This is a genomic window from Erwinia sp. PME.40.26/001 (genome assembly GCF_055556675.1).
Genome location: NZ_JBVHNP010000001.1, coordinates 1131753 through 1154264 on the forward strand (window position 1 = coordinate 1131753; position 22512 = coordinate 1154264).

General features: G+C 52.6%; 20 protein-coding genes, 1 tRNA gene and 2 pseudogenes. 6 read left to right on the forward strand and 17 right to left on the reverse strand.

Annotated features, from left to right (window positions below):
* Positions 1 to 127 precede the first annotated feature (127 nt).
* From nac to ACZ3HG_RS05560, 4 genes are all read right to left on the reverse strand, one after another.
* Entirely contained in the window at positions 128 to 1045 is a 918-nt protein-coding gene (nac, locus tag ACZ3HG_RS05545) for a nitrogen assimilation transcriptional regulator NAC (RefSeq protein WP_191932774.1), read from the reverse strand.
* Between the two features lie 312 nt (positions 1046 to 1357).
* Positions 1358 to 2389: an ABC transporter permease gene (locus tag ACZ3HG_RS05550; RefSeq protein WP_062742693.1), complete on the reverse strand. Its 1032-nt coding sequence runs from the start codon at positions 2387 to 2389 to the stop codon at positions 1358 to 1360.
* A 19-nt stretch (positions 2390 to 2408) separates the two neighbouring features.
* Positions 2409 to 3893, reverse strand: coding sequence for a sugar ABC transporter ATP-binding protein (locus ACZ3HG_RS05555; RefSeq protein WP_137269317.1), 1485 nt, complete (start codon positions 3891 to 3893; stop codon positions 2409 to 2411).
* Positions 3894 to 3926: 33 nt separating this feature from the next.
* Positions 3927 to 4850 (reverse strand): sugar ABC transporter substrate-binding protein, encoded by a 924-nt coding sequence (locus ACZ3HG_RS05560; RefSeq protein ID WP_118665712.1) that lies wholly within the window; start codon positions 4848 to 4850, stop codon positions 3927 to 3929.
* A gap of 512 nt (positions 4851 to 5362) precedes the next feature.
* Between ACZ3HG_RS05560 and ACZ3HG_RS05565 the strand changes: the two genes are divergently transcribed.
* Positions 5363 to 5438: transfer RNA gene (locus tag ACZ3HG_RS05565), tRNA-Asn, on the forward strand.
* A 73-nt stretch (positions 5439 to 5511) separates the two neighbouring features.
* On the opposite strand, the pseudogene ACZ3HG_RS05570 reads toward ACZ3HG_RS05565, so the two are convergent.
* Positions 5512 to 5601: pseudogene (locus ACZ3HG_RS05570) on the reverse strand (hypothetical protein); the annotation flags it as partial.
* Positions 5602 to 5849: 248 nt separating this feature from the next.
* Between ACZ3HG_RS05570 and ACZ3HG_RS05575 the strand changes: the two are divergent.
* The 3 genes and pseudogenes from ACZ3HG_RS05575 to ACZ3HG_RS05585 all read left to right on the forward strand — a co-directional run.
* Positions 5850 to 7100, forward strand: a complete 1251-nt coding sequence (locus ACZ3HG_RS05575) for an MFS transporter (RefSeq protein ID WP_465332171.1) — start codon at positions 5850 to 5852, stop codon at positions 7098 to 7100.
* 266 nt (positions 7101 to 7366) lie between these two features.
* Positions 7367 to 7909 (forward strand): DUF3916 domain-containing protein, encoded by a 543-nt coding sequence (locus ACZ3HG_RS05580; RefSeq protein WP_465332173.1) that lies wholly within the window; start codon positions 7367 to 7369, stop codon positions 7907 to 7909.
* An 82-nt stretch (positions 7910 to 7991) separates the two neighbouring features.
* Positions 7992 to 8146, forward strand: a pseudogene (locus tag ACZ3HG_RS05585) (integrase); the annotation flags it as partial.
* A 115-nt stretch (positions 8147 to 8261) separates the two neighbouring features.
* Here the strand turns inward: ACZ3HG_RS05585 and ACZ3HG_RS05590 are convergent.
* From ACZ3HG_RS05590 to ACZ3HG_RS05600, 3 genes are read right to left on the reverse strand one after another with little or no spacing between them, the layout of a single operon-like run.
* A complete protein-coding gene (locus ACZ3HG_RS05590; protein ID WP_191932779.1) occupies positions 8262 to 8699 on the reverse strand; it encodes a hypothetical protein in 438 nt (145 codons plus the stop codon).
* Positions 8700 to 8749: 50 nt separating this feature from the next.
* Positions 8750 to 10138, reverse strand: coding sequence for a sensor histidine kinase (locus ACZ3HG_RS05595; RefSeq protein WP_222682160.1), 1389 nt, complete (start codon positions 10136 to 10138; stop codon positions 8750 to 8752).
* Positions 10138 to 10815: a response regulator gene (locus ACZ3HG_RS05600; protein WP_465332175.1), complete on the reverse strand. Its 678-nt coding sequence runs from the start codon at positions 10813 to 10815 to the stop codon at positions 10138 to 10140. The genes ACZ3HG_RS05595 and ACZ3HG_RS05600 overlap by 1 nt, the downstream gene beginning before the upstream one ends.
* Before the next feature lie 205 nt (positions 10816 to 11020).
* On the opposite strand from ACZ3HG_RS05600, the gene ACZ3HG_RS05605 reads away from it, so the two are divergent.
* Both ACZ3HG_RS05605 and ACZ3HG_RS05610 read left to right on the forward strand, forming a co-directional pair.
* Positions 11021 to 11857: a MipA/OmpV family protein gene (locus ACZ3HG_RS05605; protein ID WP_465332177.1), complete on the forward strand. Its 837-nt coding sequence runs from the start codon at positions 11021 to 11023 to the stop codon at positions 11855 to 11857.
* A gap of 442 nt (positions 11858 to 12299) precedes the next feature.
* Positions 12300 to 13751 carry a metal-dependent hydrolase family protein gene (locus ACZ3HG_RS05610; protein ID WP_191936513.1) on the forward strand — a complete coding sequence of 484 codons (1452 nt, stop codon included), beginning with the start codon at positions 12300 to 12302 and terminating at the stop codon, positions 13749 to 13751.
* Positions 13752 to 13841: 90 nt separating this feature from the next.
* On the opposite strand, the gene ACZ3HG_RS05615 is transcribed toward ACZ3HG_RS05610, so the two are convergent.
* From ACZ3HG_RS05615 to ACZ3HG_RS05655, 9 genes are all read right to left on the reverse strand, one after another.
* Positions 13842 to 14345, reverse strand: coding sequence for a helix-turn-helix domain-containing protein (locus tag ACZ3HG_RS05615; protein ID WP_465332179.1), 504 nt, complete (start codon positions 14343 to 14345; stop codon positions 13842 to 13844).
* A 362-nt stretch (positions 14346 to 14707) separates the two neighbouring features.
* Positions 14708 to 15838, reverse strand: coding sequence for a hypothetical protein (locus ACZ3HG_RS05620; RefSeq protein ID WP_465332181.1), 1131 nt, complete (start codon positions 15836 to 15838; stop codon positions 14708 to 14710).
* 56 nt (positions 15839 to 15894) lie between these two features.
* Positions 15895 to 18480: a fimbria/pilus outer membrane usher protein gene (locus ACZ3HG_RS05625; RefSeq protein WP_465332183.1), complete on the reverse strand. Its 2586-nt coding sequence runs from the start codon at positions 18478 to 18480 to the stop codon at positions 15895 to 15897.
* Positions 18481 to 18532: 52 nt separating this feature from the next.
* Positions 18533 to 19285, reverse strand: coding sequence for a fimbrial biogenesis chaperone (locus tag ACZ3HG_RS05630; protein WP_465332185.1), 753 nt, complete (start codon positions 19283 to 19285; stop codon positions 18533 to 18535).
* Positions 19282 to 20028 carry a fimbria/pilus periplasmic chaperone gene (locus ACZ3HG_RS05635; protein WP_191932787.1) on the reverse strand — a complete coding sequence of 249 codons (747 nt, stop codon included), beginning with the start codon at positions 20026 to 20028 and terminating at the stop codon, positions 19282 to 19284. The genes ACZ3HG_RS05630 and ACZ3HG_RS05635 overlap by 4 nt, the downstream gene beginning before the upstream one ends.
* 9 nt (positions 20029 to 20037) lie before the next feature.
* The gene (locus ACZ3HG_RS05640) at positions 20038 to 20601 is read right to left on the reverse strand and encodes a fimbrial protein (protein WP_191932788.1); all 564 of its coding nucleotides are present in this window, start codon (positions 20599 to 20601) and stop codon (positions 20038 to 20040) included.
* A gap of 21 nt (positions 20602 to 20622) precedes the next feature.
* A complete protein-coding gene (locus ACZ3HG_RS05645; protein ID WP_465332188.1) occupies positions 20623 to 21165 on the reverse strand; it encodes a fimbrial protein in 543 nt (180 codons plus the stop codon).
* Positions 21149 to 21802: a fimbrial biogenesis chaperone gene (locus tag ACZ3HG_RS05650; RefSeq protein WP_465332190.1), complete on the reverse strand. Its 654-nt coding sequence runs from the start codon at positions 21800 to 21802 to the stop codon at positions 21149 to 21151. Before ACZ3HG_RS05650 ends, ACZ3HG_RS05645 begins: the two co-directional genes overlap by 17 nt.
* 151 nt (positions 21803 to 21953) lie before the next feature.
* Positions 21954 to 22466 carry a fimbrial protein gene (locus tag ACZ3HG_RS05655; RefSeq protein WP_465332192.1) on the reverse strand — a complete coding sequence of 171 codons (513 nt, stop codon included), beginning with the start codon at positions 22464 to 22466 and terminating at the stop codon, positions 21954 to 21956.
* Between the last annotated feature and the right edge of the window lie 46 nt (positions 22467 to 22512).

A 22512-nucleotide genomic window follows, 5' to 3' on the forward strand; every position in this document is an offset into this window, starting at 1 on the left:
TTGTTGGTTTCCTGCATGTTAAGGACGCACATTGATAGCAACAAATAATAAAAAGAGGTTTTATATGCTTTTTAGCGATAAGGCGGGGAAGTGAGGCGCGCGGTTGCGCGCCCGGCACAGGGGGAAATCAGCTGACCAGCATCAGCTCACGATCTTCCGATACGGGGGTGTTGAGCAGTGACAGCAGGATATTTTTTACCGCCTGGGCGGAAGGTGACAGCGGGCCTCTGGCGGAAATATTCAGCGACAGCGGCAGGTTCAGCGTCGGGCTGGTAATACGTGCCATCCACGCATCCGTGGCGTTGACCAGCGCACGCGCGGCTGACTCTGGCAGCACCGTCGCACCCATGCCACTGGATACCGCGGCGGTGAGCGTGGCAATGGATTCAATCTCACCGATAATGCGGGCACTGAGGCGACGCAGGGAGAAAGCCTCATCAACGCGCTTGCGCACGGCACTGTAGTCACGCGGCAGGAACAGGTTCATCCCGGCGACGTCGGTCAGGTCGACGGTCTGGCCGGGGCAGGCGCTGGCCCCAACCAGGTAAAGTTCTTCTTTCATCAGCGGAATGCTGGTGATGCCGGCAGCCGGGGAGCGGTCATACAGCACGGCCATATCCAGCTGACCATTCATCACTTTTTCGTTTAACAGCGCGCCACTGTTCTCATGCAGGTAAACCAGCACGTCGGGAAACTGCTCACGCACGGTTTGCAGCAGCGGCATGGTCAGCGACGAGGCCGCCGTTCCCGGTGCCAGCCCGATAGATACCTGGCCTGACAGCGCCTGACCGGCATTAATGACCGCCGACTGGGCCTGCTCGCACTGGCGCAGGATAGTGCGGGCGTGGGAATAGAGGATTTTGCCCGCGTCGGTCGGCGTCACGCCGCGTTTGGTGCGGATCAGCAGCTGCTGGTCAAGTTCATTTTCCAGCGTTGCCACCTGCTGGCTGAGAGCCGGCTGTGCAATATGCAGCACTTCTGCCGCCTGCGTCAGGCTGCCAATATCGACGATTTTCACGAAGTACTTCAGTCGTCTTAAGTTCATGTTGCCTCCGTCACGGTTCCCCGGGTGCCAGCGATGCTGGCCGTTATAATAAGTTTTCACTCTGACAGAACAGGTTTTGCAAGGGACGTGCCAGATTTATCCTAAAGGCGACAAGGCAGGCGGGATGCAGGCTAACAGGCCGTAAAATAAGAGAATCTGATTACGGACGCAGGAATAATAAGGGCGTGGAATATCTGACAGGTCAGATCCCTTTCCGGCTATTGCACAGGGATGGTGCAGAATATGCGTTGAGGGTGTGCAGGCTTTTTTGTCGGGGGCTGACCCGTACTTCGGTCAGCCCCGACAGGGGGATTAACGCTTGCTGCGGTTGCGGTACATATCAATCGAGACCGCTGCGACAATAATCATCCCTTTGATGATGTCCTGAATGTAGGCGTCGACACCGACAAAGGTGAAGCCGCTTTTAATCAGGCCGAGGATCACCGCACCAATCAGCGTACCGGTAATGCGCCCGACGCCACCCATCAGGCTGGAGCCGCCGATGACCGCTGCGGCAATCGCATCCAGCTCGTAGCCCAGGCCCATGCTTGACTGACCGCTGCTGACGCGCGCTGCCAGTACCACACCGGCCAGGCCGGATAGCCCGCCCGCAATGGTATAGACGATGATCAGGTATTTATTAACGTTGATACCGGAGACTTTCGCCGACACCATGTTGCCGCCGATGGCGTAAACGTACTTCCCGTAGCGGGTGTGTTTCAGTGCGATATGGAAGATCACCGCCACCACCAGGAAGATGATCACCGGCATTGCGCCCTGCCCGATGGCGGTGAAGCCGTCGGAGAGGAAGCTGATCGGGTTACCCTGGGTGTAGTACTGTGCCAGACCGCGTGCCGACACCATCATCCCCAGCGTGGCGATAAAGGGAGGAATGCCGGTTTTGGTAATCAATACGCCGTTAACGATACCGCACAGAATACCGACCCCGATCCCCGCCCCGATGGGCAGCACGGCAGGCATGTCGACCAGCGAAGGAAACATTGGTGACAGGCTTTCAGAGGTTTGCGCCAGGCTGGCCGCCACCACCGCCGTCAGTGCAATCACTGACCCGGATGACAGGTCGATGCCCGTGGTAATGATTACCTGGGTTACGCCCACGGCGATAATACCGATGATAGCGACCTGCAGCACGATCAGCACCAGGCGGTTCGGGTTCATCAGGAATGACTGATCGCGGACATACCAGCCGAAGGCTTCAAAAATCAGCGCGATGCCGACCATGACCACGAAAATACCGGTATCTTTAGGCAGTTTGCCTTTCAGGTTGCTGAAGAACGACGGGGTTTCAGCGGACTGTTGCGTTGTCATTTTCACATCACTCATGTTTGTTTACCTTACGCCCTTACTCGGACGCCAACGACAATATGGTTTCCTGGTCGGCTTCTTCTTTATTGAGGATGCCGGTAATACGTCCCCCGTGCATGACCATCACGCGGTCACTCATACCGATAATTTCCGGCAGTTCTGAGGAGACCATAATGATGGCGACGCCACGGCTCGCCAGTTCGCTGATCAGACGGTAGATTTCCGCCTTTGCGCCGACGTCGATACCACGGGTAGGTTCATCAAGGATAAGGATTTTCGGTTGGGCCAGCAGCCAGCGGGCAATCAGTACCTTCTGCTGGTTACCGCCGCTGAGGTTATTGATGATCTGGTCCATGGTCGGCGTCTTGATATTCAGACGCTTGATCTGTTCCAGACAGTCTTTGGCCATGTTGCCATGATTAACGAACCCGCCATTGGCGCTGTAGTCCGTCATTTTGACGATACTCATGTTTTCCATGACCGACAGCACCAGGAACAGGCCTGACTTTTTACGGTCTTCGGTCAGGAACGCCAGCCCCTTTTCAATGGCGCTGGCCGGTGAGTCAATCGTGGTCGGAACACCGTCAATCAGGATCTCACCACTGTCGATGGAGGTCATGCCAAACAGACTTTCCATCACCTCACTGCGTCCGGCACCCACCAGACCCGCCACCCCCAGGATCTCCCCGCGACGAACATTAAAGCTCACGTCGTGGAACACACCCTTACGCGTCAGGTTACGCACCGTCAGTACGTCTTCACCGATATTGCTGTCCGTTTTCGGGAACAGCTGGGTCAGTTCACGTCCCACCATCTGGGTGATCAGCGACTGGCGGGTGTAGCTCGCCGTATCGTTGCTGGCCACCCAGGTGCCGTCACGGAACACGCTGACTTCATCGGTAATGGCAAAGATTTCATCCATTTTGTGACTGATATAGATGATGGCTTTACCCTGCGACCGCAGGTCGCGAATGATGGTGAACAGATGCGCCACTTCGGTTTCCGTCAGTGCCGAGGTCGGTTCATCCATAATCACGATATCGGAGTTCCAGGAAACCGCCTTGGCGATCTCCACCATCTGCTGGGAGGCGATGCTGAGATCGCCCACCATTTGCTCAGGACGCAGACGAATATTCAGCTTAGTCAGCAGGTCCCGGGTTAAACGGTTTAACTTACCGTGGTCAACAAAGCCGAGCCTCATTGGCTCGCGACCCAGCCAGATATTTTCGGCGACCGTCATATGCGGTACCAGATTAAGCTCCTGGTGAATCATGGAAATACCTGAACGCAGCGCGTCCAGCGTATCGGTAAACTGCACAGGTTGTCCTTTAATGCGAATTTGTCCCTCATCGGGACGATAAATCCCGATGAGGCACTTCATTAACGTGGATTTACCTGCGCCATTCTCACCCATCAGAGCATGCACCGTTCCCGGCTTGATACGGAATGAGACGTTGCTTAACGCCTTCACGCCCGGGAAAAACTTGCTGATGCCTTCGGCTTCAAGCGCATATGCGGTCATTTAACACCCTCCGTACTACGAGTTCAGCGAAAGTTATTTCAGGTTTTTACTGGTGAAGTTGGTGTAGTTATCTTTGGTAATCAGCTGATAAGGGATAAAGACGTTTTTCTGCACCTGCTCACCTTTCGCCAGTTTCACGGCTGTCTGTACGGCACCGGCACCCTGACCTTTCGCATCCTGGAAGACGGTCGCGACCATTTTTCCGTTTTTAATCATCTGCAGCGCGTCCGGTGTACCATCCACGCCCGCGATCAGGATTTTCTGATCGTTTTTCCCCAACGCCTGCAGGGCACCGATAGCCATTTCGTCGTTGTTTGACGCGATGGCCTGGATATCATCGCCGGCGGTCATCCAGTTGCTCACCACGTCTACCGCGTCATTACGGGTAAATTTCGCGGTCTGTTTCTGTACCACTTTCAGGCCCGGGTACTTCGCCACTACCGCTTCAACGCCTTTAGTACGGTCACGGGTAGCTTCGTTTGCCAGGTCACCCAGCAGGATGGCAACGTTACCTTTGTAGTCCATACGCTTTGCCAGGGCTTCCATCTGCAGGCGACCCGCCAGTTCAGAGTCGGAACCCACATAGGCCATTTTGCCGGTCAGTTCGGTTGCCGGTTTACGGTTAACAAACACCAGCGGGATGCCAGCTTTGCTGGTCAGATCAACAATCGGTTTTACCGCATTGGTATCCACCGGGTTGATAATGATGGCGTCAACGCCCTGCCCGATAAAGTTCTGAACCTGTTGCAGCTGCTGTGCGACGTCACCTTTGGCGTCTTCAATCTGGCCTTTCACGTTTTCCGTTTTCATTTCGTTAGTAATGGAGTTACGGACAATCGTTAAGAAGTTGTCATCAAACAGTGCCATAGAGACGCCTACCTGCAGGTCTTTGGCAAAGCTGGTAACGGGTAACATGCAGACTAACAGTGACGCTAAAATTGTTTTTTTCACGTTCATGTCCAGGCCCTTTTTATCATTAGCATGCGAAGGTGTCGGATCCTGCGAATGAAAAATTTCTTTTACATTCACCTCACCCCACCCACGGCGTTATTAAAGTGTAGGAGGTAACTATTTTGGGTAAAACTATCGCTCTTTTTACTCAGTGTCGGGTGCTTATTTTAAATTTAAAAACAGTAAGTTAAATGCCATTCTGCTGTTTCTCTTTCTGTCATCCCCACCTGCGTTGCCGCAGAGCAGTTTTTTTGTTTCATAATAACGTCAATTGAAACTTTCATCATGAAAGCATCGAAACGCATGTTTTAAAATCAGCAAATAACAAAAATTTGACACACCTCTAACATCGGCCAGCGAAAGACAACAAAGTGAGATCTGGCGCAGAGATTGAAGATTGTCCAATCAAGATAAAAAACCCGCATCCTGCTGCTTTTGCCAGCAAACGCACCGCAGGGGTCAATTCGGGCTTTGACATTTCGCAGACACGCCGTTAACATGCGCCCCGTTCACACGATTCCTCTGTAGTTCAGTCGGTAGAACGGCGGACTGTTAATCCGTATGTCACTGGTTCGAGTCCAGTCAGAGGAGCCAAATTTAGAAAAGCCCGCTCAGGGAAACCTGAGCGGGCTTTTTGCTTTGTGTGATTAGTGAATCGCTAACAGACTCAGATTTTATCCATCACATAACGATGCGCTTTGGACGCTGCACTGGCGGCCTTGAAAATATAGCTTTTGTCGTTCTTCAGTGCTTTGTAGACATCCCGTAAAACCCGGCCACGTGATTTTAGATATCTTTCCTTAACGTGTCGTGATGTTCGCGAAGTCAGCTCTTGGCACGAGGCGGACTGACATGCAGGCCAATGTCCTTGAGGAGTGAGGAGCGGAAGTTTTTTCTCTGCTTACCTAAACGACATAATGCAGTGTAACTATCAGATCATGCTAAAGTATTAGCAAAATACAGGCGTTCTAAAATAAATCCTCTTATCCAGAAGCCATTTTCATAATGAAAACATTTACTAAAAAAGTTAGCGTTTTTCACTTCAGTCCTTTTCGTTATCTGTTTGCTGCTCGCCTTCTTACCGTTCTGGGCAATGGTATTGCACCGATTGCATTAGCGTTCGCAGTGCTTGATATTGGCGGATCGGTATCTGATTTAGGTCTCGTTGTTGCGTCCCGCTCCATCTTTAACGTTTTATTCTTGTTGATCGGGGGCGTATTAGCGGACCGCTACTCTCGTAACCAGGTATTAGTATCCTCTTCTGTTATTGCGGCAGTTTCGCAAGCTATTGTCGCATGGTCTGTGTTGGACGGTTCAGCAACTGTGATGAGTCTGGCATTACTAGGAACGTTGAATGGAGCAGCAGCTGGCATCGCGTTACCTGCATCCTCAGCGCTGGTCCCCCAAACTGTTCCAGTGCAGAATTTGCGAGCAGCGAATGCCTTAATTCAGCTTGGTATTTATGGCGGTACGATTATCGGCACTTCGCTTGGTGGGATCCTAATCAGTTTTGTCGGACCCGGTTGGGGACTGGCAATTGATGCGATAGGTTTCGCTGCCTCTGCACCGCTTTATTTCTTAATTCGTATTACATCAATCAAAGCATGCCTACCATCAGGTAATATCCTGCAGGACTTAAAAGAAGGATGGGACGAATTCACAAGCCGAGCTTGGGTATGGGCAATTGTGGTCCAATTCACCATTATCAATGCAGCATTTAGTGGCGTAATGATGGTACTTGGCCCTGTGATTGCTGATGATTCTTTTGGGCGAGCTAATTGGGGAATTATGGTTGCTGCGCAAAGCGTTGGCCTTATGACAGGTTCGTTCTTCGCCCTAAGATGGCGTCCACGACGCGATCTTTTCATTGGTGTAATGCTAGTAGCACTATGCTCAGTGCCCATTTTTATGCTTAGTCAACCTGCTTCTGCAACATGGCTTATTACAGCTTTTTTTATTGCTGGCGTAACGTTCGGTCTATTCGGAGTCTCCTGGGCTCATTCACTACAAACTCATATTCCTCAGGAAAAATTGGCTCGCGTGTACGCCTATGACGCTGTAGGTTCGTTTGTGGCCATTCCCTTAGGTGAACTGGTCGCTGGGCCGCTGGCAATTCATTATGGTAGTAGTAATGTGCTTCTGGTTTCAGCGATAGCAGTAGTGATAGCAACTTTAGCAACCTGCCTGGTCCCTGGGATTAGACAGCTCGACAATTTTTCACAGGTGAATTCGCAAAAGGCCACGAACTCCTCATGACAGTGTTCAAAAAATTAAAAAATCTGAAATGTAAATTATTGCTTGCGACCAGATAAAACGATGGAAAATTCCTAAGAGATTAGTTTTCCCTGAACGCTTAAACCTCCGTTTTTGGCACACAGCAGCCATTGCGAACGTGGCACGGTCCGCTGTGAGCGAGGAGCGGCCATAAGGCGTTTCAAATCGAGAAAGGTGAGTTATATTAGTTCTTAACGATTAGCTGTACACAGCCTAAATCATTTGAAAGGGTGAAAATTAAAATACTCATGAGCAGACGGCTTAACAGAGATCATCGAACCAAAGTCAGAAATATTCCTCGCCGCTTGAAAGCTCTTAACCGGTGGGCTGATACATTTCATAACCCTCAACGAAGCGTGTTTTCAGAGGATGAGCATTACTGGAACTTCAAAATTCCGGTAGAGATTAATCTTGTTCAGGGTAAGTACAGTACACTTAAAACCAAAGCAGATTGCGCGCAGGCCATGATTAATGCTTGTTCAAATCTTATAACGGCAACTGCTGGTATGAATTACAGCCCCCGGATTACTGCGGTTATATGCCTTCCGGATATGTTTACAAGCGAAATCTGTCTCTATCGATCAGAAGACTATTACCAAAGCTTTATTACTGAAGACCGTTCTAAAAATGGTGTCACCGCTTTGATTAAAGAGCGCAGCCTGGTTGCTGAGTGGGGGCTCATTCTTCCCGCTAATGTGCAGGAACTGGGTATTACGCTCGAATATTATGGGAGTGAGGATCCTGATGAATGGTTCACCGGAGAGCGTTGGTATTATGGACAGCTCCTGTGATAGTGCTGTTTTCTATTTTTACTTGAACGTCCGCTCCTGGCACAGAGCAGACCGTCAGAGCTCTTTGGACACCATCTCGCTTCGAGCCGCTGCACGTGGCTCACGCTCGGCGGAGACCATGTTGAAAACAGGGACGCTGGAGTGGCATAAAAGTAATAAAAAATAGTCACAGAACTGAAAACCCGTCACGTTATCGACCTGCTGAAAGGTATCGGGAAAAAAGGTTTACTTGAAATGACTGTTAAACCTTAAAATCAGTAATTGGCGCGTGGGAAAATTTAATTTCAGGGCAATGGCTACTTTTCAGGCCAGGAGGCTTCGCGGTATTGCTGAGTTGTACGAGAGTGTCGCGTCAGCACGTTCTGTCGCCCTCAGCCCAGCGCTTGATATCACTCACTTTTGGCGACCTGATGCCCGTACTCAAGATATTTTTGGTTGTGTACAGGCTGATCTTAGCTTTATCACCATCATCACTTTCTATCTGAATGAGCATGTTGTTGATCAACAGTCCTTCTGAAAGCAGCTTTTGAGTGATCTCACCTTCTTTACGCTCACCGTCAAACTCGCTTAATACGATGACCGGGTTTCCTGAATATGACTCATATTCCAGACACTGCCTTGCCATGTGCCTCAGGGTTCGATAAGTATCGGAGGACCCCGTCTTGCTAATGAAACTGCCGTCTAAGGAGGATTTGCTGTTTTTCAAATCGCTGACGGTTATGGCGCATCCACTAAGTGACAGAGAAAATAATAGTGTAGCCAGGGCTAAATATTTCAATTTATGCTCCATTATTCTGGTCAATGTCCTGAGCATGATTGGGACTAATATTGCGTAATCTTTCAGACGGAATGGTGATTGGGGATATCAACAATCACCATCAGCCCACCTTCTGCAGAGGTACTGAGTAAAACACTGCTGTGATGTTGCTGCGCAACCGCTTTGACTATGGCAAGCCCCAATCCACTCCCGCTTTGTATCTGATTGGGATCACGAAAAAATCTGTCGAACACCCGCTCCCTCAGTTCAACCAGGATCCCGGGCCCCGCATCTGAGATACGCAATTGAATGGATTTTTCTAACGATCGTACCTCTACTTCAACCCGCCCGCCCTCAGGGCTGTACTTCACAGCATTTTCAATTAAGTTGTCGATCAGCGACATCAGGCGTTCCCTGACACCTGTCATCCAGACTTCATCATGAGAATAGAATTCAAGCTCAACCCGGCTCTCTGCAGCCAGCGGTGCCAACTCAGCCATTCGCTCTTGTATCAGCGTCGTCAGCGCCACAGGCTCCATCACAGTGTCAATGCGCGCTTCACTGTGCATCAGCAGCAGCAACTGATTGACGAGGCGAGCAGCACGGCTGTTGCTACGAATAATCCCTGCAAGCAATTCCTGTTGCCTGACGTTGCTGACATCGGACTGCAAAGCCTCAACGTTGACTCGCATGGCAGCCAGGGGAGTACGCAACTCGTGAGCGGCATCGGCAATGAAAGTCCGTTCCCGTTCAGTGCTTTCTCGTACCCTGGCAAGGAAGATATTAATCGCGTCCACTATCTGGCGAAGCTCCTTGTGCTTTGGCACGGCTTTTAAGGGAGAAAGATCGTCGGGTGTTCGTAAGGAAACTTCATTTGCCACCTTGTTCCAGGGACGCATTGCAATACGGATTGACAGCCACGCTGGAAACAGAAGAAAAGGAATGCAGACCAGCAGCGGTAATATGTAGTATCCGCGCGAGTTCAAATATATGAAGAAATTCCAACCGCCAGCAGGAGTGAGCAGTGTCACCTCTGTGTCGGCGTTCCCGGACTTCAGAGTACGGCTAGTCCAGGTGCGGCCGTTACTCTGCACACGCTGAATCATCCCATAAGCGGTGTTTGTCACTCCTGATGGAGCGCCGGCAGAGGAATAAATGATCTCTTTATTCTTCCGGACGATTAGGCTGATCGACATTTTGGGGTCTTCACCTCCGCCATAGCCTTCCCGTAATGCCTTGCTGAACGTTTCCAGCACAGCGGTGAGATCGTGCGGGCGATCCGCCATACGATCCACCAGTGTCAGAATGGTTTCATAGGTTTTGTTGCCTGATAGCATTGGAGGGCTGCGCAGGTTGTCCCATAAAATGTAGGTGAGAAAAACACACCACAGCAGCGTGAGTAAGAGCATCTGGGCAATCATCATTCGCCGTACGAGCGTTGGAACTCGCAGATAGCGCCAAAAATTACGCATTACCCGGCCCCCTTCTGAAGGGATACGGTGTCAATGACAAACCCCACCCCTCTCACCGTTCGCACATAGCCGTCACCGATTTTGCGACGCAAATTTCCCATATGGACATCGAGCGCATTACTCATATTTTCTTTTGCACCGAAGATCCTTTCTTCCAGAAAACGACGGGTCAGAACACGGTCAGAACGCAACATTAACGTTTCAAGCAGCGCGTATTCACTTGCCGTTAAATCAACATGACCTTCGCGCACTGTCACGCGACGAGTCGGCACATGGAGAGACAGTCCTCGAATCTCAATGACCTCATTCTGAAAACCGTAACTGCGCCGCACAAGTGCTCTCACCCTGGCCAATAACTCAGCGAGAACAAAAGGTTTGACGAGATAGTCATCTGCACCGGCATCCAGCCCGGTCAGGCGATCTTGCAGAGTGCCCCGGGCAGTCAGGATGATGACGGGGATCCCCTTGAGCTGCTGACGCAGACGCGTCATCAGGCTCATGCCATCACCATCGGGCAGGCCGAGGTCGAGCAATACAAGTTCTGGCACGCACAGATCGAGTTGATGCAGAGCATCCACTTTACGGCGAACCCATATGACATCTAATCCCTGGTCTGTAAGGGCAATACGTACGCCATTACCCAGATCGATGTCGTCTTCGATGAGGAGAATTTTCACAATAGTTACTTTATCAACAGTGAATGAAGAACGTCTGAAGAAATAAACGGTGTCAGTAAATCTATCAGCTTTGCAGAACGGGTACGTACTTCAGTGTTTCTTCATTTTTGGCTCATAAGAACTTCAGGGTCAGCATTCAGACTGAGCGTTCTGGCGTTTAAAACCGCTTGTATCGTAGTCAGTTGAACCCACAAGGACTTCCTTAATGAGAAACATCGAACTGAGTCATAAGTTCCTCCCTTCACTCTCGGGGCAACCCCTGGGAAAATTATTGTCAGGATTGGTCCTCGCGTTACTGGCAACCCCCATACTGGCTGCAGAACAGAACCAGGGCAACGAGTTGACCCTGGGAGGAGGCGTGGATGTTGCGCCACGTTATTCTGGTTCGGATGAAAGCCGGGTCACGACGGCCCTGGTGATTGATTACGCTATGGAAAATGGTTTTTTTGTCAGCTCCACGCGGGGTATCGGTTACGGCAACAACATCGGCAAGTTTGATTACAGCGCTGCCCTGAGTTATCGCGCAGGCAGAAAGGATCGTGACGTGGACAGCGACTCGCTCAGCTACGGTAGCGACGACTTGCGAGGTATGGGTGATGTTAAGGGCTCAGCTATCGGTTTGCCTGGCCTGGGATACGAGGTGACCGACTGGCTTAATGTGCAATTGCAGGCTGAGGTGCCGGTTTCTCAGCGAAGCAATGGTGAGGCCCTGCATTTCAGCATTGTCAGCCCGCTCTATACGTCATCGAAAAACGCTGTGACGCTGGCGCTGACCAGTAGCTGGGGGACCAGCAAGTACATGCAGACTTACTACGGGGTAAGTGCAGCACAGTCGGCCGCATCGGGGTTTACCCGATATGATGCCAGGTCGGGAATTTATGCTTATTCACTGAATATGGACTGGACGCACAAGCTTAATCAAGACTGGAGCGTCATTGCCGCAGCAGGTTTTACGCAGTTGGCTGGTGATGCGCGAAATAGTCCTATTGTTCAACGAAAAACGTCGCCCACTGGCAGCCTGAAGGTGACATATAGCTTCTGATCGTGGTTCGGCGCGTGCTTCTGGTTAGCTTGTGGCTATGCACTGTCAATAAATACAAATCTGCCCCGCCCCAGCTCAGATGATGGGGCACTACTCAACTCAGCAAATCGCCTTGTTTATGCCATGTGACCTGCTCCCCGTTGATTAGTAGCCCCGGCCGGGGCTTGAAGAGCCGGGCATTGTCTTTGTCATGTCACTCCCCTTTATTTTTATAAAATAATTTTCCCAAAGAATAATGATTAACCGGCGTTGAGTGATATACCTTTTGTTATTTTCAATGAATAATTAGCCTCTGATCCTGAACACGTTTATCAGATTTATTCCTGCATATTTTTACAGGTCGCTTTATAGTTTCCTTTCGACCTTTACATCACGGATGAGGCTAAACCTGTCATTCGCTGAATTTATTCCTTCGTGCATCCCTGTTGAGGAGTGTTGCGTTATGCGACCCGTTTCGTTGATTCATACGGCACATGAACATGATGAGCCCTGTCTGTGTCACAGCCCGGCTTTTCACCGCATCAATACGGTGCTGACACGGGATGCTCAGAACGCGCCCCCCATATCTGCCGCAATGGCCGCTGCCGCTCTCCCCGCACATCCCTCTCCACCGGATGAAGCGACCGGTTCAGCGGCGGGCCGGCGGGCATTGATCAACATCCGTATTTTCGATGGCGTGTCTGACTCGCTGCGGGATGACCTGCAGGTCACTGTCGAAGGTAACCAGATAACGTCGATTGAGCCTGCCGGTTCGCCTCTGGGTGAAGGGACGGAGGTCATTGATGGTGCAGGGGGCGTCCTGATGCCGGGCCTGATTGACGCGCACTGGCACGCCATTATGGCGCGCCCGTCAATGATGACGGCAATGACGGCTGACTTTAACTACATTCAGGCACTGGCCATTGCCGAGGCACAGGCCACGCTGCTGCGGGGGTTTACCACAGTGCGCGATATGGGCGGGCCGGTATTTGGCCTCAAACGTGCGATTGACGAAAAGGTTACGCCTGGACCACGCATTTATCCGTCAGGCGCATTCATTTCCCAGACAGGCGGTCACGGCGATTTCCGGATGTTACATGAAGTCCCCCGCGCGCCTTCAGATACGCTGAGCTACATCGAACGGGTGGGCATTACCGCCATCGCTGACGGAAGCGATCAGGTTCTGTTGCGTGCGCGGGAACAGCTGATGCGCGGAGCCTCTCAGGTCAAATACATGGCGGGTGGCGGCGTGGCATCACTGTATGACGGTATTGATGTGACCGAAGGTTCGGTGGCAGAAATTCAGGCCGCAGTGACGGCGGCTGAAAATTGGGGAACTTACGTGACCGTCCATGCCTACACGGCGCGGGCCGTGACCATGGCGATCAAAGGCGGCGTCAGGTGTATTGAACACGGCCAGTTAGTGGATGAGGAGACCGTGCAGGAGATGGCCAGACAGCAGATATGGTGGTGTCTGCAACCGTTTCTGAATGATGAAGATGCGGTGCCAATGGCCACACCGGCATCCCGCGCCAAGCAACGGGTCATGTCTGCGGGTACGGATACAGCCTATCGTCTGGCAAAAAAATATCAGATCAAAACAGCCTGGGGAACCGACACGCTGTTCGATGCCCATCTTGCTACCCGCCAGGGCGCACAGTTAGCCAAGCTAAAACGGTGGTATACGCCCGCTGAGATCCTGAAAATGGCCACCAGCGTGAACGCTGAACTCTGCGCGCTCTCAGGTCCGCGAAACCCTTATCAGGGTAAGCTGGGCGTGATCGAAGTGAATGCGCTGGCAGACATGATTATTGTTGCGGGCAATCCGCTGCAGGATATTGACCTTATCGCTCACCCCGAACAGGCATTCCGGATGATCATGAAAGATGGCTGCATCATAAAAAACACGTTGTAAATCAGGAAAAGGAAAACAACACCGCCTTGCCCCCGTTCGCGGGCAAGGCTGAGTGCTGATTTTTATGCTGTTTTAATGCCTTTGCTGACGCTAGTTCGTTGCTTTATGTCTGGCGATATTCCTGTATAAAACAATACGATTGGTTATTTGCATTTTATTCATAATGCGGGTGCGGTAAGCATAAAATTTTTTCATACTCATTCCCAGGCGCCGGCTTATTTCTTCTGAAGACACCCCTTTCTGCATATAGCCTAAAATAATATTTTCACGACCAGAAAGTTTAAATTTAACATGATAATGATAATGTGAAGCCCCCATCCTTAAACAGGAGAGCACTTCATTTATCGGACTGTGCCTGTCAATCAGCGTCACATTCTCAAGATGCTTTAAAGCATGATAATCCATGTCATTGGAGATAAACGCCAACACCTTCCCTCCCTGGAAGAGGCAATCTGTCACCTGCTGGTAGGTGGTGGTTTCAACATCGACGACGCAATAGCCCTGGTTCACAAACGTCCCTGATAACAAAGGGCTCAGACCGGACTTGAAGTAACTATCTGCAGAAAAAATGATATCTGATGAGTCCATATTCATTCTCTTTTAGCCTGTCATTTTCACCTGATCACCTATCAGAATTCCATTTATTGTGGTTACACACTAAAAGACCCAGAGGTTTATTATTCCGATAGGTTTAATTTTCACACAGTCTAAAAAACCACACTAGCAGCTTAGTATTATTTTTATGTCCGCCAGAGACTATATCTGTAGTGCTATTCTTAAACACATTTTTACCACTGTATTATTTATAATTTGCTTAACGCACTGCCTTTATCAAATCGTTTTTATAATAATCTTACGTCCCCCTGCCTGATATTAAGACGAGGATGGAGGCGGATTAGTGCGCAACCGCCCGCCTCACACCCGCCATTGTTCACCTCCTGTCCAGCGCTTTCCTGTTACCAGTTCAGGTCAAGGGTCACCGCTGCTGTCGCAGGGCCGGGTTCAGCGGTGTTTCGCGGGCACAACACCCAGACCAGCGGGTCAGACCATGTCGTATCGGTGGTGACCGTGTGCAGGCTGACTCTGGTACCGTCCATGGGGAGTGAAGAACTTCGGTCTGTACAGCCTGCCTCTGAGAAGGCAGCATTTCCGAGGAAGCCCCGAACGTCTCCGCTCACAGCACCGTGCTCCGACATTAAAGGAATGCTGAAATGGTCGCCGCCCTGGGTTTTCGGCAACACCGAATAAGAAACGGGCATCGCGGTACCGGAGGGGTTTTGGCACGTCACATCCACCGATGACCCCACCGTCACGTTACGGTCATCCGGCGTCACATCCCCGAATGAAATGGAAGGAGAAGTATGCACCGTACACTGCATTGAGTTCCAGGCCAGGGACAACGTCCTGCGGTCAAACGTTGACGACAGGTGATTCCAGCGGTAGCCACGAGCGGCCTGGACATAGACGTCTTTCATCGACATTTTCGGCGCGTCTGGTTTGACATACACGCCATAGCCCATCGCCGACGTTGACCCCCCGTTGGTGTTCATTTCGACCACGGCATACGACTGGTTGTAAACGGTGGCGAGAGCCAGACAGTCGCTGCGAACACTGACGTCCCCGCTCCCCGTGCCGGATTTGTCCCATGTCGCCGAGGATACGGTGCTCAGATCCACACCCCCGTTAGCGGTAAATGTGCCGCCACTTATCGCCGAGCCCATCGTGCCTGAAATCGCGTTAACCGGCCCGGTTAGTGTGCCAAACGGGATCACAAGGATGCCCGGCGAAATTTCATAACCACGATAGCCGTCGTAAGATGTCATCGGATAGAGAGACTGGCATTCCGCGCTGGACAGCGGCGTGGCGGATACCGTCACCGTTCCTGCCAGACCCGACGCCAGAAACGCCACCAGGTTTTGTGAATAATTCCAGCCGGGTTTGTTGCCCGGCACGACGTCGCCGCTGGTCCACGGCAGAGTCATATTGCTCACCTCACTGACAACCTGATAACCGGCTTTCAGTTCCAGTGCGTTGCAGTTCGCTCCCCACAGCAGGGCCAGCGTTGCAGTTAACATCTTTGCTGTCATGACAGCTCCTTCGTAAAAGTGTTTATCAGCGCCGCACAACCCTGCGCGGCCTGATATCAGAGGCATTCGCCGTTAAGTTGGATAACCGGCATCTGTGCCGTTGTTTTGCGTTCCCGGAGGTCGTAGATGACGCGGCATTGCTTATCGCTGCCCTTGCCCCAGGAGACGGACAGTTGACCTTTTTGCGGCAGGCCGGTCAGATACACCTGACCGTTGTCACCCACGATGCCGGTAATATCTTCATGACCCGCGCTCCCCTGCAGTGAGGCTGTGGCGCCGAACGGGACCAGGGCCGATCCTCCGCTACGTTTCAGGGTCATCAGCACCTGATAACCCAGCCGGGTAGCAAAATCGGTTTTCACCACCGCGCCATGCGTTGGATATATCGTCTGCTGGTTCTGCGGCAAATCGACGTTGTCCGGTAAAGTGCCCGGATCCAGGCCAACACTGTTACGGCTGTAATCGGACAGATAAGGCACCACGGCGAAACCACGGGCATCGGTTTTACCGCCACCACTGGACAGGCTGACCCCTTCCGCACCCGGCGCGCTCACCAGCGCCACGGAACTCCCCAGCGAGCGCGACAGCGTCACACCTTCAGAGTGAACCACCGCGCCACCGCTCAGGTTGAGGTTCATTGAGCGCATGGCTGTTGAATAGCCGTAACCCGCAGAAACGTTCCCTTTACTTCCCTGATAACCCAGGTTGAGGTTGCTGTTGCTGGCCTGATGCTGATTGCCCCAGCCCTGCATCGCGCTGTATGACAGCGCACCGTCGCTGTTACTGCCGGAAATCCCTGCCTGGTTCTGGGTACGCCCGTGATTGTCGTGCGTGATCAGGCTGTTGGCGTAACTGTTTTGCAGCGCAGGCGAATAGCTGAAAATACTGAACGGCACACTCATGTTGAACGAAACCTGCCGGTTTTCCGGCCAGTCGCCGTTGCCTTTCATGCGGTCGACGGTGTAATAAACGCCATAGCTGATGCCACGAACACTGCCGTTATAGCCAGATGAGAGACTGGTCAGCGTTTTGGTAGATCCCCAGTAATCATCGCGAGTGGCTCGCAGGCTGAGCGATCCGTATTCGGCAAGCTGCTGAGTGACCTGGGTCTGGAAGCTGCTCCGACGCCGGCTCATTGTCCAGGGTGAAACCTCCTCCTTTTGCGCATAGCCCATGCTGTTGTACTCGCCAAAACTGTAATAATTCCGGGTGGAGTAACGCAGCGCGGTCAGATCAAAGGAGGTTCCGGTGGTCAGTAAGCTTTTGGCATAGCGTAAGCGCCAGGAGCCGCCCGCCTGACGTTCGTTATCCTCTGTCCGGGTGCTGGAAAAGGTCGCATCGGCAGACATCGCGCCCAGGTCGCCCAGCGATACGCCCGACCCCATGCTCAGCGCACTGTAATTCTGCGACGTCAGCAGGCCGCCGTAGAGCGTCAGATTTTTCGGTAAACCGTAAACCAGCGTCGCCAGCATAAAGGCTGATTCACGTGATCCTTGCGTGGTGCCACCATCATAACGGCCGGCAGTCACTTCATATTTCACCGCCCCCGGACGCAGCATCACCGGCAGGGAGGAGTACGGCACCACGAAGCTGTGCACGCTGCCATCCGCTTCTGTCACTGCCACGTCAAGGTCACCAGACGTGCCTGCCTGATAAAGATCGTTGATTTCGAACGGCCCGGGCGCAACGTAGGTTTCATAAACAACATAGCCATTCTGACGCACGGTAACGCGGGCGTTGCTGCCCGCCACGCCGTTAATCAGCGGCGCGAAACCCCGCAGCCGTGAAGGCATCATCTGTTCGGATGAATTCAGTTGCACCCCACGGAACGGCACGCCGTCCAGCACATCGCTGCCGGTATTGGCTTCCCCCATCGTCAGACGTGAACGCCAGTCGCGAATATCACGCGATAAGTAGGTGCTGGAAAAACGCGTGCTGTTGCTGCTACTGGTGTCAGAATGGCTGTGCGTCAGGGTGCTGCGCAGACGCCATGCACCGGCGTTGGCACCGGTCTGCACGTTGGCAAACAGGTTATTGCTGGTACGGGCATCGCTGTTGAGCCTTTGCTCATTGCGACCGGCACTGACGTTATAGTTAAGCAGCATGGCAGGGATACCGTCGTCCCACTGAGACGGATCCATCTGGCTGTCTGCGCCAGGCTGCATCGCCACCTGCGGAATACTCACGTCCAGGCGCAGGCGTGATAAATCAAATTTCACCGCCGACTGTGGGATCAGTGTGGTCAAATCCTCTACCGGCCTGTCGTTGGCTAATCCCTTGAATACGGGTAACTGGTCAACGTTAACGCCCAGCTCAGTCAGCAACCCTGGGGTCAGCGCTGGCGCGATATTGCCGCGTGCATTTTTGGCAAACGTCAGCTCACGGGATATCGCTTCGTGCTGGTTGACAAAAATCGTCACCGGGTATGTCCCTTCCGCCATGCCGCCTGCCTGTGAAAACGCAGAAAGATCGACATCAGAGGTGCCGGCACCCAGCATCAGCAGGTCCGGATCAAAATAGTCAGCGGCCCACGCGTTCTGGCCCCCGATGACGATAAATAGCGCAAGCGTCTTGCGCAGGAAGGCGCGGCTGCTGGCTGCGATTTCGTCAGTCCCTATACAGGATGTTAATTTCTTACTCAAGGTGGTTCCCTGCTCTGCAATAAATGATTAGCCATGCCGGTTTGAGCCGGCATTAAAATGTCTGGCGCTGCACTGGCGTCGCCCGGCTGTCTTCACCGATCGCCTGCCATTCCACCGCGCTTCGCGAACCGCGTGCGACGGGATAACGTTGCTGGCCTTTTGGCGGTACCAGCTTGCGCAGCTCTGCGGCTGGCAGTGGCTTATCCCCCACTTTCAGCTGACTGAAATTGATGTAAAAAGGGGTCGGATTATCGACAACCAGTGCATCACCTTGCAGGCTGAAAACCAGCTGTTCAGATGCCCTGGTGACGCCACCAGCCGGCAATCCCTGCGGTCGGTAAAACAGCTTCATGTTGTTCACTAATGCCACCACCAGTTGCCCCCCGGCCTGACGGGTTTTATCCGGCACCGACGGGATCCCTTTTACCGAAAGGTAAAAAATGGACTCCCTGTCCTGCGGCAGTGAACTGTCGGTGAGGCGGATCCGCAGCGTCAGCTGCTCGCCAGGGTCAACACGTTTCAGCGGCGGCGTCACCAGCATCGGGATGGCCTTTGCCGGTGCGCTGATGTCCCCCGCCGCCGGTAAGCCGGTGTTAACATCAACGGCGCGTATCCATGACTGCATCAGATAGGCCCTGGGGGTATTGTTGGTCAGTGACCAGGTGATGCCTTTGTTATCCGCCCCCGGATAGACCAGCCGGAACTGATTCACTGACAGCCCCTCCGGCGGAGCCTGTGCAGCGAGGCACGGCGACGTCGCTGTCAGCGCGGCGATCAACACAGGCAGTATCAGCAAAGGCTTCATGGCTTTTCTCCGCGTTGTACGGCCGCTGAGTGCAAGGGACTGTTACCCCCATAATCATTAATGACACTCCACTGTGCCTGTCGCACAGGCCCGTTGACCGGGTAACTGGCCTGTGAGAAAGGCGCAATCATCGGCACAATCGCGCGCGCAGCGACCTCCCTGCCGTCAAACACCAGACGGGAGAGTGTCAGGAAGTAAGGGGTCGGATTGTTCACCACAACGTTGCCGTCCTGATGATGAAACGTCAGACGCCCCTGCGCGTCTTCCGCGCTCAGTGGCAAACCCACCGGGCGATAAAACACCTTGATGGTGTTCTTAATACCCACTGATACACGCGCCGCCAGCGAGGTATCTTCTGACGCACTGGATTGCGTCATCGACGGAACAGCCATCGCGGTGAAATAAAACACCGATTCGCGATCGGCAGGCAGCGCCGCGTCCCCTTTGCGCACAATGCGCAGCGTGTTTTTGCTGTTCGCTTCCAGACGGAACAGCGGTGGCGTGGTCATAAAGGGTGCGGCTTCACCGCCCTGCGGTGACCCGATTACCGCCGACTGCAGCAGATAGGGCCGGGAGCCGTAGTTTTGAACCGTCAGCGTTTGTGTGCTGTCGGTGGACAGGAAAATCACCCGTGTACGACTGAGGCTGACGCCTCCCTCTGCAGCGGAGACATCCTGCATCAGCGACATCATGAACCCGATCACCAGACCGGTCCGGCGTAAAAATGGAGGAATAAAATGCACAGCGACCCCTTACTGATAGGCAAAATCGAAGGTCACGCTGGCATTCAGCGCCCCGCTTCTGGTGGCGGTATCACTGCATTTATTGCCACAGGAGAGCGCCGCTTTAAGGGGAATGCTGACGCTGCCCCCGTCAAAATGGGTTTGGTCCAGGGCTACCGGCAGTAGCGTGTTGTTATCCACCACGTCCCCTGTTGAGGTGACAAGCCGTACCCCGTAATTAATGGCCTGGGACGCTGCCGGTTGCAGGAACAGGAAGTCGCCGGAACCGGTATTACCTGCGCCAGAGACCTTCACGCCAGGTTTTTGCACCGCACCGACAAACCCGGCGCATTGCGTGAGGGTGATCGTCAGCGGTAACGGATCGGCCAGGCTGTCCCCGTTTCTGATGGCGGAAGACTGCACTGCACCAAAATCAATTACCGGCGGCGCTGAAACCTGACAGGTAGGTGCCTGAAATGTCGCCGTAAACTGCACGTCCGTGGCCATCGCCCCGGTGGACAGGCTCAGCAGGCAGAGGCAAAGCGAACCCCTCAGGGCAACGAAGTGCTCTGATAATGTGTTTTGATTTTTCATTGTGTCTGTCTGTTAAAAGCGTTAGGGAAAGATAAAGGCGAATGTGATGCTGGCATTTACTGCACCCGCCGTCAGCGGCGGATCGCCGGCGCTGCGCACCAGGCCAACAGAAAAGGGCTGAACAGAGCCGCCATCGTCCTGAGCGATCGCCACCGTATCGCCGGGCGCGACCGTTCCAGCCGCGTTATAAAAATCTTTCAGATTGTTCAGCGTGCCTTTTTTCAGCATAAAACCGACGTGGCTGGCCGATGAATTACCCGCACGGAACAGCCGCGTATCAGTGAGTTGGGACGATTCACCACTCACCGTCATTGATGGTTCCTGCCCTTTCATCCCTTCACAGTTCACACTCACGTCCAGCGGAAGAATTTGCGCAGTCCCGTCTGAGAATTCCGTAATATTGTGGCGATCGAAGCGCAGGGTTGGCGTGTCGATCGCGACCTGGCAGTGTCCATCCATCACGGTGGCGGTAAAGTCTGTCGTTGCTGCGATGGCCTGGCCGACGGTTATTCCGCACAACATCAGCAAGATGCCTGACGAAAACGAATCAATGAAGCGCGCCATGGAAGGTCTCCGTACCGCCGAAATCGTTAATGGCAACCCACTGCGCGTTCCCCTGCACGGCGCTCACCGGATAGAGATGGGAAGCGTAGGGCGCGATCATGCTGGTGCCTTTGATCACATCAAGCGGAACCTTTTTGCCATCGATCGTCAGTTTGTTGAGCGAGATAAAATAAGGTGTCGGGTTTGTCACTCTGGTGGACTGACCCTCGCGAGAAAACTGCAGTTTTCCCATCGCTTCTTTCTGGGTGATCGGTAAATTATCCGGGCGATAGAACAGCTTCACGGTATTACCGGTAGCAACCTGAAGGTTACCGCCGACGTTGTTTTTCTTGCTATCGTCAATAGCTTTCCCGGTCGGAATGGCCGTGATAGTTAAATAAGAAACCGACTCCCGATCCTGCGGCAGACCATCCGACTTTTTCAGAATACGAATTTTATTATCAGCATCGGGTTCAATGCGAAAAAGCGCAGGCGTTGGCATAAATACACTGCTTGCAGACTTAGCCGTCAGACTGTCATCAATGCCGACGCTAATGAGATAAGGTTGACGATGAGACCGGTTGCTGATATCAATGCTCTTACCACTTTCCGATGCCAGGTAAATAATACGTGATGCACCAACAGCGATATTCGCCATTGACACTGGCACCTGTAATATAATCAGGCTAATCAGTAACGCCCATTTTTGATATAACTTCATTGTCTTTTCTGCCAGTAAAATGAAAAGAGAGGTTGTACAGAACCTCTCTTTTCTGAACGCTTAATTCCCCGTGACGGGCAACCTACACTTAGTTGCTGATGTAGGAGATTTTGATCGGCGCATGGTAAGCACCCGGCATAACATTCGCTTTGTCCAGTACCGCCATACCGGTGCTGAAGGTATAACTCAGTGAACCAGACGCGTCAGCAACCACAGGGATGCTGTTATTGTTGGTCACGGGCGTGGTGTTGTCTTCACGGGTTAACATGAAGCCTGCGGTCTGTGCCACATCACTCATAAAGAGTGTTTCATTACCTGCACCCACGATGCCGCTCACCTGCAGCGCACCGGCTTCATTTTCGCTACAGTTTTTCAGGGTAACCAGCAGTGGCTCATTGCCAACCTGCTTTTTCGGCGTGTCAAAATCAGTTTTATCAAAAGAACCGACGTTCAGGGTTGCAGCACCATTATTTGCGGTAACTTCGCAAGTGGTATCTACAATTGTCCCTTGCAGCTCAACGTCAGCCTGAGTGGCAGCCTGAACCTGTCCCGCGACCGCAAAAATAATAGCAACAGGCGCAAGAGCGATAATTTTTTTCATTATAAAATCCTTCGTTAAATAGATGTCATTATGACAGAGATAATAC